General features: G+C 33.3%; 19 protein-coding genes. 7 read left to right on the forward strand and 12 right to left on the reverse strand.

The window, feature by feature from the left end; all coding sequences use genetic code 11:
- Positions 1–98: 98 nt before the first annotated feature.
- The 6 genes from ABH968_RS14350 to ABH968_RS14375 form a co-directional block, all read right to left on the reverse strand.
- Positions 99–1,007, reverse strand: coding sequence for a hypothetical protein (locus tag ABH968_RS14350; protein WP_370044937.1), 909 nt, complete (start codon positions 1,005–1,007; stop codon positions 99–101).
- Positions 1,000–1,518: an RNA polymerase sigma factor gene (locus ABH968_RS14355; RefSeq protein WP_370044938.1), complete on the reverse strand. Its 519-nt coding sequence runs from the start codon at positions 1,516–1,518 to the stop codon at positions 1,000–1,002. The genes ABH968_RS14350 and ABH968_RS14355 overlap by 8 nt, the downstream gene beginning before the upstream one ends.
- A gap of 106 nt (positions 1,519–1,624) precedes the next feature.
- Positions 1,625–2,233 (reverse strand): SCO family protein, encoded by a 609-nt coding sequence (locus ABH968_RS14360; RefSeq protein WP_370044940.1) that lies wholly within the window; start codon positions 2,231–2,233, stop codon positions 1,625–1,627.
- 104 nt (positions 2,234–2,337) lie between these two features.
- The gene (locus tag ABH968_RS14365) at positions 2,338–2,463 is read right to left on the reverse strand and encodes a YvrJ family protein (RefSeq protein ID WP_370044942.1); all 126 of its coding nucleotides are present in this window, start codon (positions 2,461–2,463) and stop codon (positions 2,338–2,340) included.
- Positions 2,464–2,550: 87 nt separating this feature from the next.
- Complete coding sequence (locus ABH968_RS14370) at positions 2,551–2,775, reverse strand: DUF2922 domain-containing protein (protein ID WP_370044944.1); 225 nt, start codon at positions 2,773–2,775, stop codon at positions 2,551–2,553.
- Positions 2,747–2,956: a DUF1659 domain-containing protein gene (locus tag ABH968_RS14375; protein ID WP_370044946.1), complete on the reverse strand. Its 210-nt coding sequence runs from the start codon at positions 2,954–2,956 to the stop codon at positions 2,747–2,749. The genes ABH968_RS14370 and ABH968_RS14375 overlap by 29 nt, the downstream gene beginning before the upstream one ends.
- 229 nt (positions 2,957–3,185) lie before the next feature.
- Here ABH968_RS14375 and ABH968_RS14380 point away from each other — a divergent pair, with 229 nt between their 5' ends.
- A complete protein-coding gene (locus tag ABH968_RS14380) occupies positions 3,186–4,898 on the forward strand; it encodes a flagellin N-terminal helical domain-containing protein (protein ID WP_370044948.1) in 1,713 nt (570 codons plus the stop codon).
- A gap of 101 nt (positions 4,899–4,999) precedes the next feature.
- Here the strand turns inward: ABH968_RS14380 and ABH968_RS14385 are convergent, their stop codons facing one another.
- The 3 genes from ABH968_RS14385 to ABH968_RS14395 form a co-directional block, all read right to left on the reverse strand.
- Positions 5,000–5,503 carry a hypothetical protein gene (locus ABH968_RS14385; protein ID WP_370044950.1) on the reverse strand — a complete coding sequence of 168 codons (504 nt, stop codon included), beginning with the start codon at positions 5,501–5,503 and terminating at the stop codon, positions 5,000–5,002.
- On the reverse strand, positions 5,503–7,002 hold the full coding sequence (locus ABH968_RS14390; protein ID WP_370044951.1) for a hypothetical protein: 1,500 nt from the start codon (positions 7,000–7,002) through the stop codon (positions 5,503–5,505). Before ABH968_RS14390 ends, ABH968_RS14385 begins: the two co-directional genes overlap by 1 nt.
- 98 nt (positions 7,003–7,100) lie before the next feature.
- Positions 7,101–7,973 (reverse strand): helix-turn-helix domain-containing protein, encoded by an 873-nt coding sequence (locus ABH968_RS14395; RefSeq protein WP_370044953.1) that lies wholly within the window; start codon positions 7,971–7,973, stop codon positions 7,101–7,103.
- Between the two features lie 180 nt (positions 7,974–8,153).
- On the opposite strand from ABH968_RS14395, the gene ABH968_RS14400 reads away from it, so the two are divergent.
- The 6 genes from ABH968_RS14400 (at position 8,154) to ABH968_RS14425 (ending at position 11,363) form a co-directional block, all read left to right on the forward strand.
- A complete protein-coding gene (locus tag ABH968_RS14400) occupies positions 8,154–8,375 on the forward strand; it encodes a helix-turn-helix domain-containing protein (protein ID WP_370044955.1) in 222 nt (73 codons plus the stop codon).
- An 83-nt stretch (positions 8,376–8,458) separates the two neighbouring features.
- Entirely contained in the window at positions 8,459–8,758 is a 300-nt protein-coding gene (locus tag ABH968_RS14405) for a hypothetical protein (protein ID WP_370044957.1), read from the forward strand.
- A gap of 68 nt (positions 8,759–8,826) precedes the next feature.
- Positions 8,827–8,979 carry an SHOCT domain-containing protein gene (locus tag ABH968_RS14410; RefSeq protein WP_370044959.1) on the forward strand — a complete coding sequence of 51 codons (153 nt, stop codon included), beginning with the start codon at positions 8,827–8,829 and terminating at the stop codon, positions 8,977–8,979.
- 132 nt (positions 8,980–9,111) lie between these two features.
- On the forward strand, positions 9,112–10,149 hold the full coding sequence (locus tag ABH968_RS14415) for an Ig-like domain-containing protein (RefSeq protein WP_370044961.1): 1,038 nt from the start codon (positions 9,112–9,114) through the stop codon (positions 10,147–10,149).
- Positions 10,150–10,397: 248 nt separating this feature from the next.
- Positions 10,398–10,988: a DUF4879 domain-containing protein gene (locus ABH968_RS14420; RefSeq protein WP_370044963.1), complete on the forward strand. Its 591-nt coding sequence runs from the start codon at positions 10,398–10,400 to the stop codon at positions 10,986–10,988.
- 33 nt (positions 10,989–11,021) lie between these two features.
- The gene (locus tag ABH968_RS14425; protein ID WP_370044964.1) at positions 11,022–11,363 is read left to right on the forward strand and encodes a hypothetical protein; all 342 of its coding nucleotides are present in this window, start codon (positions 11,022–11,024) and stop codon (positions 11,361–11,363) included.
- Between the two features lie 65 nt (positions 11,364–11,428).
- Here ABH968_RS14425 and ABH968_RS14430 read toward each other — a convergent pair whose 3' ends face one another.
- The 3 genes from ABH968_RS14430 to ABH968_RS14440 all read right to left on the reverse strand — a co-directional run bounded on the left by ABH968_RS14430 (position 11,429) and on the right by ABH968_RS14440 (position 13,055).
- The gene (locus ABH968_RS14430; protein ID WP_370044966.1) at positions 11,429–12,172 is read right to left on the reverse strand and encodes a peptidoglycan recognition protein family protein; all 744 of its coding nucleotides are present in this window, start codon (positions 12,170–12,172) and stop codon (positions 11,429–11,431) included.
- Complete coding sequence (locus ABH968_RS14435) at positions 12,172–12,633, reverse strand: phage holin family protein (RefSeq protein WP_370044967.1); 462 nt, start codon at positions 12,631–12,633, stop codon at positions 12,172–12,174. Before ABH968_RS14435 ends, ABH968_RS14430 begins: the two co-directional genes overlap by 1 nt.
- A 62-nt stretch (positions 12,634–12,695) precedes the next feature.
- The gene (locus ABH968_RS14440; RefSeq protein WP_370044969.1) at positions 12,696–13,055 is read right to left on the reverse strand and encodes a hypothetical protein; all 360 of its coding nucleotides are present in this window, start codon (positions 13,053–13,055) and stop codon (positions 12,696–12,698) included.
- Between the last annotated feature and the right edge of the window lie 163 nt (positions 13,056–13,218).

Below are 13,218 nucleotides of genomic sequence, written 5' to 3' on the forward strand. Positions count from 1 at the left end.
CACTGAAAACATTTACTCTTCCTAAATTTAGGTTTTACTATATAAAAATAGTCTAATAAAATTGTGAAGAGTTATATCATCTTACTTTTATAGTTTTGCTAATCGTTACCCAATATGAATTCTTTTACAAGCTCAATCATTTTCTTTTGCATATCTTCTTGATCAGCATGTTCTATTTGATATCCAATGTGGAAAACATAACCGTTATAATAAGTGTAAAGCTCATTTGCTAAGGTACTAGTTAGACGAACCTTCTTATTTTTTATATCAAAGTCATAGTAAAAATAAGACAATCTACCATTATCAGGTGTAGCGATTTGATGAAATAATGGATTTTCTCCGATCAAACCCTCATTCTTAATAGTATTGCCTAAAAAATCACTAATATCATGTGTAATATCATAGTTTACTAATGGATTACTATCTACATTTGTGACTGTAAAAATAGCAAATTGTTGATCTTCACCATTTAATGCTTTTTGTAAATAAGTAAATTGCATTTGATTTTGCAAGCGGCCATTAGTCATTTCTGAAGTTACAGCATAAACCTCCTGTATATTGGCCTTAAAAGGTAGTTTCTTAGGATCGATCGGATGAACGTTATTTCCCATTACCGTTGCTACTTCTCGCATTGCTTCAAAACCTTTCACAGGCTCGTAAAATTTGGGGTTTTTACGGTCATTGAGACGATCAGCTATTTGAAAATACTGACTATAGGTTACCACAGTTCCTTTGACCTCGGTGTTAAATAGATCTGTTAATTGTTTAGAAACTCCCTTCCCTTCTAGTTGCGAAGTATCAGTTGTCATTTGTAAATTACCATATTTTGTTAGCTGCAAGGCGACAAACAATAAAATGGAACACGTAATAGTCATTGTGACAACACTGTAGGACCAATGCCTCTTTTGCGGTGGATGTTCTTCATTAATTTTTATTTTTACGTTTCGGATAATTTCCTCTTTATGTACCGATATATCCTTCAACTCTCTTAATGTATGCTTATCCATTTAAAAGTACCTCCCATTCGATATCCTGAAGATCAATTTTTAATAATTCCTTCCCTTTTTTCAAACGTGATTTGACCGTACCTTCAGGGATTTCGAGTAGTTTAGCAATTTCTTTAATCGTCATATTTTCTAAATAAAAATATACAATTGGTTCTCGTTGCTTTAACGGTAATTTCAAGATCGCTTCATCTAAAATCGTTTGTTCATCTTGTTGAATTAGCGTATCTTTTAGAACTGATCTTTGCTTAGGGAAAAGCTTGTGCTGAACTGAAATTTTCCGATATACCCAGCTTTTTAAATAATCCTTACATTTATTAATGGTCATGCGTGCTAAGTAAGCCCTCATCTCTCCCCTTTCTTCATAATACTTCTGATGATGATAGAATTTAATAAACACATCTTGAACAATATCCTCAGCTATTTGTAGATCTTTCGTATAGTAGTAAGCGATTCGAAATAAATGTTCTGTATGTAGCTCCATTAATTGCTCTAAATATTCTGTATCAGACAAAATCTTTCCCTCCTTCTACACTATAAACGAGGCTACAGTTATAAAAGATTAAATTTCAACAAAAAAAACCGTCTCTTCATTAATTGAGACGGTTTCCTTCTATCTATTATAAATTTTCATCAATATATGTTTCTATATCTGACGCAATCGTGTCAATAGGGACATCTTCTGCATTCTCTGCATATCCTGAATACATTTTTACGATTACACCATCTTTATCAACTAAAAAAAATTGATTCCCATGGACGACTTGGTCGCTGTTAGGATCATTTCTGACGATTATTTTTGTTGATTTTACAGCGAACTGCTCGATATATTTTTGTGAATAACCAGTAAGTAGATTCCATTTCGATTGATCTGGAACATTATATTTTTTCAAATAATCAGCTAATACTACTGGTTTATCCACGTCAGGATCAACTGAAAACGCAACAATATTATAATCTTCCACACCTTTTTTCTTCAGCTTCTCTTGAACTTGCGTCATATTAAAAGACATTGGTGGACAAATTGAGGTGCAATTTGTAAAAATATACATACCAATCCATGGTTTGCCTTTTAAACTCTCTAAAGAAACTTTTTCTCCGCGTTGATTGACATGTTCAAAATCTGGTAATTCCAAGCTATAATCTGCTTTAAACTTCGAATTTCCACACGCACTAAGCACAGCTGCTAATGCAAAAAGTAGAACAAGTCCAATTATTTTATTTCTCATCTTTAACACGCTCCCTACTTACACTATCCTCATCCTATCGTACGATGTAAATATTGACAAGGACACTCAAGTGACAGCTTTCGTACATCTTTGTGAAATCGATTTCACTTTAAGGAAACAAGTGCATCATGAATTGCATCTAATTTCACTTCTACTCGGTGCAGTAAATAAAACGACACTAAGATAGGAAAACCGATGATATCCGATATCATGTTTAACCACTGTTCCATGTTGGCCCCTCCTTTACAGCTAGATTGTTAAAACTGCCATTGTTGAAAAAGGTCCTTGCAGTACATTCTGCAAAGACCTTTTTGTGACTATTTGATCCCTAATTCAAATTCTGTTACTTGTCGATCAATGATGCGAGCCCCGCTCATCGCAACCAGAGTACCAGCTTGTCCATCAAAAACGTTTTTAGCGATGATTGTTTGCATTACCTTTTGAATTTCTTCCGCTGTTACCTTTTGCTTCGGTGCATCAATCGCAAATGTTGCCGTTTTCCCTGCCGCTGTTTCAAATTGCAGCTCTAAAACTTGTGTCATAGCTTTCCCTCCTTAGGATAAATCTGTTGTTTCTTGTTTTACAATGCTGTCTATCTTCTGCCGTATGCGAACCGGATAAATTTCGATACGTTTTTGTTGTGAACATGGGCTCGTTTTGTGCATTGTGTCCAGCGACATACTTTAAACGCAATGTAGCACCTACGAAATTGACTTTTGCCATGAGCGTCACCCCCTTCCTACACAATATATACTTATAAATATGGGTATAAAACCATGAGAAAATTAGACGTTATATAATAGCAAAAAGACCACCCATCACGGTGTGGTCTTTATTTATAAATGGATTTAATTATCAATATTTACAAAAACAAAATTAAAATGGTAATATTATCTTAAAATAAAAAAATTCAAACTTCATAGTAGTTTAATTTAAAAGGAGTAAAACATTTGTGATAGTAAAGCATAACATTCCCTCTTTAAATATAAATAATAGACTAACCCAAAATAAGAAAAAGGCTGATAGTGTATTAGAAAAGCTATCTTCTGGATATAAAATAAATCGTGCTGGTGATGATGCTGCCGGCTTAGCAATTTCCGAAAAAATGCGTGGGCAAATTCGTGGTTTAAATATGGCAGGAAAAAACGTTCAGGATGGTATTTCATTAATACAAACAGCTGAAAGTGGATTAGGTAGTATTCAAGATCCTACCTTACTTAGATTAAGAGAATTAGCTATCCAAGCAGCTAATGATACTTTGACTGATGGAGATAGGACTCTTATTCAATATGAAGTTAAAGAAATAAAAAATGGAATTAACGAAATCGCAAATAATACTGAATTTAACAATATTAAGTTACTAAATAATAAAATGGATAACTACCAAATATCCAAAGAGGCAGGGTACGAATGGGAGATTATTGATACAGGGAGTACTTCATCTATTACATCAGTCAATAAAATTTCTGATAAATACATAGGTGTAGGTCAATATGGTACTATTCTTTCATCCACGGATGGAATTACTTGGGATATCAATACAATAGATCCTTCATTTGATTTTTTAGAAGTAATTTCAAATGGTAATCAACTAGTTGCAATAGGTAATCGCGGTAATATTTATCTTACCGATGATGGGATTAATTGGACTAAACAAACTGTATCTAATGATGATTTAGGCATAATTAAACATGCTCAATTACTTGGAGGTATTTGGGATGGAGAAAAATATTTAGTCGGAACTGACATGGGGTTAATTTTATCTTCAAAAGATGGTTTAAATTGGATTACCTCTCCTTTACCTGGTGCAACAGGTAATGATATTGCTTACAACGGGAATATTTATGTTTCGGTTGGTAACTCCGGTAGTATCGCTACTTCAAATGACGGCATCAATTGGACGTCTCAAAAATCTCTACCAACTCAAAACTTAACACATGTTGAATGGATAAATGGAAGATTTATATCCGTTGGTGAATACGGTGCCATTGTTTCTTCTATAGATGGAATAAATTGGGTTAAAGAATCACCTTTAGACTCTATACGATTTGATACAATTGCTTCTAATGGAAATACTATATTAATAGGTGGAATTGGAAATGAAAACTTTTTAATTTCTAACGACGGAATAAAATGGGAAAGTTTAGGTATAGATAAAAATCTAACAATAAAGGATGTTAAATATAATAAAGAAGATAATGAATATATCGCATCGACATATCAAGGGCATTTTTTGCGTTCAAAAGCTATTTTAAATTCTAATAAAGAGCCCAAAAAGATTAATTTGCAGATTGGTGCTAATTCAAATCAAAGTATAAAAATTGAGCTTTCTGATGTTCGAACTACCGCTTTAGGTCTTGATAATATTAATTTATCAACTCAAAAAGGTGCCAATGATGCAATTTCTATAATTGATAAAGCTATCGCCATAGTTTCAAAAGAGCGAAGTAAATATGGTGCATATCAAAATCGTCTCGAACATGCCAATCAATCGGTTATGAATACATCTGAAAATCTACAATCTGCTGAATCACGTATCCGTGATACTGATATAGCTAAAGGTATGATGATACTCACAAAAAATAATATTTTATTACAAGCTACTCAATCAATGCTTGCTCAATCAAATAAACAACCAGAAGGAATTTTACAACTTCTTCAATGATTTATTTTAAAATAGGTAATTTTACATAGTCTTTGATTATAAGTAACTTTAAGACCACCCATCACGGAGTGGTCTTTTACTTATTCTTGTGGTCTCTATTATCAAATAACACTACCATTTTTCAACAGAATATAATACTCTTCTTCATCTGTAGACAATCTTAATGAATTACTCTCTAACCTATAATCTGTAATTACATCGCTATTATGCTCCCATAGCTTTTCTCCACTATAAGTAATACATGTAACACCTAACTCACATAAAATAAGAAGAGAAAAGTCAGGTGCTTTAAGAATTTCATAGACAATAGAATCAAATTCCTTCATCCATAACATTTCATAATTTTTTAACCCTACACAATATACTTTTTCATCAATACTTATCAAAATACTATTTTCTGTTTCAACTTTCTGTAATGATGGTTCAATTCCATGTTGCCCACCAACAATACCAATAAAAATAGAGTCTACTGTATCAGCACCTATTCCATAAAATTTCTTCTGATCTACACAATTATTATTGAGTAGAATGATTTGATTAATATATTTTTCAAATTCTGATTTTGACTCGAATTCATAGAGATTATAATTGTTGATTACTTTCATCATTTCCCTCCATAAAGTTTAACTGTTATTAATCTTTCCCTATCCCATACGGATTCAACTTTTAATACTCCATTAGGACCTGAAAGCAATGATTCTCTTATTATCCTACCATTTTCTTGTGTTTTTAGAATACTAGAAGGATTATCGAAAGCATCTGATAAATTATCAAGCACAAGTTTTCTACCTGTAGCATCATCAAAAATCCCAATGCTATTTAACTGCCTTTCCATAGCAATAGAACGATCGATATTATGCTTGTTTCCGGTTGCATTCCCAAAAATGTACTCCAATTTTTTACCGAAATAAGGTATTCCCTCACACAAATCTGAATCAATATCCATCTCTTCGTCTGATATGTCACAACTTGGGTTGTTTGGTTCTTTTTCTTGATCTGGTTCTTTTTCATCAATAGCTTTTCCTGTTTCAGCATCTTGCCATCGTCCATCCGGTGTTTGTATGGCTGCACGATTATCGATATATTTAACAACTGGCTTGTCCCAACCTAGTTTACAAATAGCACTGTCAACTTCTGCAGTGCCGTCTTTATTAACAATCATGGCTTTACCGTCAGCACTTAAGAACGTACTACCCGACACAGACATTTGTATCTTAGAGCCATTAGGACACACCAGATAAGGTCTTGGTTCAGGTGTAGCTACATTATTGATATTGTCATATACATGGTTTCTAAACTTTTCATAAGGATTCGGTTTAGTATTTGGCGTAATAGGCGTATCAGTACCTATTTTCTTAAAACTTACCGATGTACCCCATAAATTAGCGAATAATACAGCATTAGCAAATTCACCTTTCATAGCGCCAATAGCTGATTGAGCAAGACTAAGTATAGTAAGTGCAGCACCACCATAAATTTTATTTGTGATAATCGCATTACCACCTACTCTAAAAGTGCCATCAACAAATGGAGTACTACCACTATTACTAGTACCACCCCAAGAAAAAGAAAGAAAACCATTATCATAAGTAAAATGTTTAGAACCAATAGTCATTTCATAGCCCGGGTTAACCCTAAACTCATTACAATAAACAGGACTAGAAGTAAAACACTTTTCATTAGGTTTGATAAACTCGTTATAAGCTCCACTTTCCACTTCTGGCGGATAATACTTGTCACCATAACCACCAAACAATTTTCCAACCCAATCACCGACCGTTAGCAAATAACCAGTAGGCTTTGCTACCATTTCCTTGAATCGTTCGTATGTCCAAGGTTCACTTTCCCAGTTTTGTTCGTTCCACCAAAAATTAGCATAGTCTCTTATCTGATCAATTGACTTACTGACAAAATCTTTATTTTCGGTGTACTGGCCAGTTGTAAAAGATGTTTCATCAACCAACGTTTCATACATGGCTTTACCGTAGCCGTCGTACTCCATTAATGCTTCATGATCGTATTCTTTAGATGCCCCTAAAGTCGAAGGTGGCAAAATTAAAGAGCAAATTAAACAGAAAATAATAACTAAAGGTAACTTTCGCATGATTTCCTCCTCGAAAATAATAATAGCATACCAAATTTATCATATTGAACATAAACAAGAAATACATTCTAACTAAAAATACCCTAATCATTTTAATCCTAATTGCTTACCATATTAATTGATTGTGGAAGGCCATCACGTTCTATTAACCAATTATAGAAAGGTACAGGACGTTCTTTAGATGGAGTTTCTTCTATAGATAACGATTTATCCGACTTGTTATTTAATCGCTCTACAGCCTTACTATAAGCTCCTACAAATACGGCTCTTAATGTGCTTGTAACTGTCAGTACACCTTCTTTAATATCCATGGCTATTTTGAATAGAACGTTCTTAGCTTTAATGAAGTCTGATGTGTCTCGAACCTGAGTAGCTAATACAACCTTGTGTAATTCATCTTTTAAGTTATCTGCTAACGGCAAACTATTCATGAAATCAAATAGCATCACTTGGTACTCATTCATATATTCTTTTTTCTTTTCAGCTTGCAAAGCTAATTCATTACCAAGACTCATAATATTATTTGCTTGTTTAGAACTTAAAAGATTAAAAGAGTTTAAAGATAGGTTTTCAGATTGTTGTACTTCAACCTTACTCTCACAAGGCTTTTCAGGATTTTCACGCTCGGACATTGACGGTGAGACATTGTAAGGCAAAATGATATAGATGCTTGCTCCTTGACCACCTTTGCTTTTAACAGTCGTTTCTTTCTTGATGATTCCCAGTGACTCTAATTTTGAAATAGCTCGATAAACTGTCTTTGCGCTGATCTCCAATGATGTAGCAATAGTTGCAGCTTTTAAATGACATGCTCCTGGATATTCCAATGAATGACTAGCAAGCTTGAAAACGATGGAACGTTCTGATTCAGTCAAATTATAGTAGTGTGCTGCCATGTGATTTTCTACAGCTGTGTCCATATCTGCTATTGAATCAAATGTCGTATAAGTTGATAAGTATTCAAATGCCATCGTTTTCACCTCGCTTCCAATTTACTTAAAAGAAATCATAGATCAAAAAAATTTCGTTTAAGTAAATATTTCTATTAAGTAAATAATAATTTCGTTTAAGTAAAATGTCAACATTTAATTTCTTTTAAGTAAATTATGTTATATACTTGAGACAACAAAACTTTGTTGTGGTGGTGGAATATGAGTACAATATTAAAATCCAATTTAGGTGAGTTGTTAAAGAAAAAAGGATGGGACCAGAAAAGACTGGTGGAAGAAACAGGTTTAAACCCTCGCACTATTAGCGAATTAGTGAACGATAAAACTATAAGAATTAATAAGAATGCACTTGAAAAAATTGCAGAGGCACTCAATATTGAAGACATCTCAGAAATCATTCAGTTTAGAAAAACAGATAACTAATATTGGTTGTCTGTTTTTTTATATGTACTATTGGCAAGATTTTCTATAGAATAAAATTACATAATTCGTAAGGAGTGCATGACATGGATACAATAGCAGAAACAATAAAATTTGCAGGCTTTGGAAAGAAGAAAGCAATGGCAAAACAGATTCAAATGTTTGATGATAGATTAACGGAACAAGGTGAAACACTACTCGCTGTATGTGCATCTGTAAAAGGCATAAAACAGCTTTATGTTACTGACCAACGTATCTTATTACATGAAATCAAAGGTATCGTATCCAACGATGAAACGAGCATTCCTTTTCTTCAATTAGCAGTATCAACATTTCAAATAAGCTTGTTTACTCAACAATTGAAATTGTATCTACTGGAAACGTAGCTATCATTGACGATGTGCCAGCGCATATTGCACTTGAAATTAAATCAGGCATGGAGAACTTAAAGACAATGGCCAAAACTGCGTCTGCACCTGCAGCTAAACAGGAAAAAGACATGTACGATGTTGCCGATGAAATCCGTGAATTGAAGGATCTATTAGATGATGGAATATTGACTCAGGAAGAATTTGACGCAAAGAAAAAGCAATTGTTAGGAATCTAGTCACTCATTAGAGTGGCTATTTTATTATTAAATAAACAAGATTTTTATTATGGTATCTAAGTATCATATTGGTTAAAGTTGTTTTTATAGGCTATTTATAATAGCCTTGTTAATTTAAAGGAGGATACATAAGTGGTAAATTTTTTCAAGAAAAGTTTGATTTATTTAGCGTTAATGCTGCTAGTACTAGTTAGCTTTAATGTTGAAAGTGCATCGGCAGCAGAAGTAATTGATTATGAAGAAGGAGTAACTAATTTAAATAATACGCCTGAAAATAGTGCAATAATTGGAAGTAGGCTTTTACAACCTGAAATTGGTTGGAAAAGATACGATGATAGTAACTTAAACATACAATATCTAGGAACTGCTTGGACAGTCAGAGAAAATCACCCTAGTTTCTATGCTAGGACTGACCACTTTGCAGGAATTGGAGCTATAGTAAAATTCAATTTTACGGGAACTAAGCTAAGAATTAATTCAGTAAATTCAGCTCAAATGTCAGACAATATTGAGATTTATATTGATGGTGTAAAAGAAACATATAGTTCATATTCAGCTACTGCTGTTTATCAGATTGTTAATTATGAAAAAACTGGATTGAAAGATAGAAAACATTATGTTGAAATAAGAAATCTAGGAAAAGGACTATTAGGAATAGATTCAATTGATGTTGATGGAAAATTATTAGCTGAAAACGAAGTCCCTAATGTCGAATCCATCACATTGGACAGAAACACACTAGAACTTTTAGAAGGCAGCCAAGATAAATTAACGGCTACAGTTACTCCAGATACAGCAAAAGTAATTTGGTCATCTAGTGACGAATCAATTGCTACTGTAGATCAGGATGGAAATATAATAGCTATTCGTGAAGGTCAAGCAATTATTACAGCAACAATAGAAAACACAGATATTTCAGCTACAAGTACAGTGATTGTTAAGAAACCAAACAATGAATTTTCAAATGCTATTCTAAGTATCACATTAGTAAACGGCATAACAAAAGAATATGATGTTACAAATACAGTTTTAACCAATTACTTAAATTGGTTTGACAATGCACAAGGTACTTCGACATTCAAATTTTCAAAAACAATTTCACCTTATAAAAAAGTAACGGAATATATTGTTCATGATAAAATTGCTTCATTTGAAGTAAGAGAATATTAAACGCAAAATGACCAGGTACTCACTTTCAATTGAGCGCCTGGTTATTTTTTTTATGATTTAAAAGTAATTCTACAACCTGTGTTTCATCAAATATAGTTTCATGTTTTCCAACTTAAATACTACCATTTAATAGAACAGTGAAATGTTAAATTTATTAATTAATACAAATTAAGGAAATCTATTAACATATTTACATTTGAACCGATAATACCCTTGTAACACAAAAAAATCAAAAGGGAGATGTACATATGAAAAAATATTTACTAGCTGTTGGAATTTTAACAAGTGGGTTGTTGGGACTAAATACAGCTGAAGCTTCAGAAATAGAAAAAGATACGATTGAAGTAGATCCATTAATTGAAAATCTAAAAACAAAACACCCTGATTGGACTATTACACAGGTAACTTCAGATGAGGCTACTAAAATTAATAGTCCAGTTTTAAGGGGGCCAGCACCACCATTAACAGCTCTCTATATTGATCAAATAGCATCTCAAGTTGGAACAAGCAATGAAAAAACTGAGGATATTGGTTTGCAGCAAACTTCCCATGAAGTTTCAGGCACTGTTGCCATTGGAGTGATGGAAGTTGGATATGGAAATGACAATCAATGGTTAGATGATGAGCGTATTACTTACCAAAATCGTGATTATAAAATTAATGTTGCTTCCTTAGATTTTAATAATGACAGAATTATAGATGGGTTTTATCATACAGTAACTTTTAATTCAGACTTAAAAATCTCAAGTGGAACTTCTGCATTATATAAGTTTAGATCTACTTCACAAAATTACCCATGGAATACCTTTGAAAGAACTTTAAATATTCCACATTTATAATTTAAGAATCCATTAAAGGGAGATGCATTTAAAATGGTTTCTATGGAAGATATGAGTATAAGACTATTTATTCTTCGAGGAGCTTACGGATATAAAGGTTTCACTGAACAAGTTGGGGAAAATATGTATAAAGTTGATACAAAAGCTTTTCAAGAAACGATAGAAAATGCAAAGGAACCAATTGATCCTAGTAAAGTTTCAGAGCTATCATCTAATCAAATTAAAGTGTTACAAGGTGCTCCAAGTGGCAGTTGGTTGATTCCTTTACTGAATAGAATGGGACAATTAGGGATGATGGATTTACGTGAGGGACTAGTCAATCCTAAAGTATTCCAATATACTTCGACAGTAAATGCTTATAAACGATCGATTTAAGACATTTTAACGGAAACACAAAAAAGCCCAGGCGCTCAAAATTAATTGAGTACCTGGGCTTTAAATCATTCGGCTACTATATTCGTTACCTGGGCTAACTTAGCTGTTTTAATTTTATTAGCTCCACCTTGTGCAGCAGTCATTCCAGTAAACGTTCCAGTTTTAACACGCCACTTAGCACCATCTTGCTCGATGTACGCAACCCAACCGAAACGATGTTTTAATACATCAAGTACATTTTCAGCTGCTTGTTTTGTAGCGTATGTGCCTGTTAAGACACGATATCTATCAATATCTGTGGAAGGCTTCTGTTGTGTTGTATTGCCACTTGTTGCCTTAATCATTGTAATAAATTGTGTCCAACTAACTTTCCCGGCACGCATCTGACTAGGACAATTCTTACCACTGAAATGATTGTGCTGAACTATATTACTAATCGGAATACCTTCATCCCTCATAAGTTTAGCAACTAACTCTGCAGCATTTTGCATTGCTTTTCGATAGTTACCATCACTATTAACGCAAACCTCTACCTGTATCCCTTGGTTATTGCCTGTCGTGCTTCCTGCGGCCCAACATCTCCAAGTATGTTCAAAAGATTGTACAGCTTCTTTGTCGTCTACAGTAAAATGCCAAGATGCATCACGGCTATTACCGTTGTATTGTAACCGTGCGTGAGCATCAGCATCAGCACCTGAACGCGTATTATCCGTCTCATGTACAACAATAAATTTTTTAGCATTTCCTTTACCATAAGTGACTTTGTTTGCTTGTGAATCAGTGACTAATTTTTTACGAATAACTACCATTATTGCGCACCATCCTTTTTATCCTTCAATTCTTTATCAACGTTTTTTCCTGTTAGTTCAGTTAGTATTTCATTTGTAAATCGTTCTTCCGACTGAGTCTCGATAACCTTTAACTTTTCAGCTAACTGTTGAGGAACTAATACACCCAGTTGAGCCATGTTTTCTACAATGGATAAAGCCTCATTTGCGATATAAAAAAGCACTGTCGCAAATGTAAGTGTCCCATTTAACGACAGTACTTGATCGATTATGTTCGCTGTGATAACAACTATTAAAACTAGTAACTTACGAGCGTAACCGAATAATGATTTACGACTCCACAGATTACCATTTTTAATTGCTTTAACGATTCCAGTTAAAATATCTAATCCCATTAACAAAAGCAATAGGTGTAAAAATTTCACTCCACCAAATAAATATAAATGCGCTACTTCTAAATACTCCAAATTTAAACCTCCCATACTGTACACTCCTTTATTCTTGCATAATAAAAGCCCTCCACAATCATCTGTGGAAGGCGATTTTAACTATTTATTTTTTTATTTTCTTCTTTGAGTTCATAAATTCTTTGTTTTCTTTTGTCGAGTTGTTTATTATTAAACTCTTCTCGAGTGAGATATTTAAATTTAGATTCCTCACTCTCAAACAAACTGAATATATTATCTAATACCTCTAAAATGACAGTTCCGAATGTCCAATACAAAACATATTTTGGAATCAGAACTCCTCCTACAGTATCCAATCCCTTTTTGCTTGGATTTTCGACTTTTAAGATTTCGGCTACTCCTTCTGGCCCAATTAAATTTCCATAAATCATAATAGCTAATCCACCATATGCTACTACTTTTAACGAAGCTAACATTTTTTTTATATATTTAACCATTTATTACCCTCTCTTTCATCTATTTCTCATTCGACAAAAGGAAAGGATTCCCTGCTAATTCAGACAATAAAAATAACGCTAAGCTTCTGCTTGCGTTTCTAGCATTTATTCACCATTAAAAAACCTATAACCCAAAATAGGTATACAGGTCAATCCTTTCTTA

Source organism: Lysinibacillus sp. RC79 (assembly GCF_041262405.1).
Taxonomy (GTDB): domain Bacteria; phylum Bacillota; class Bacilli; order Bacillales_A; family Planococcaceae; genus Lysinibacillus.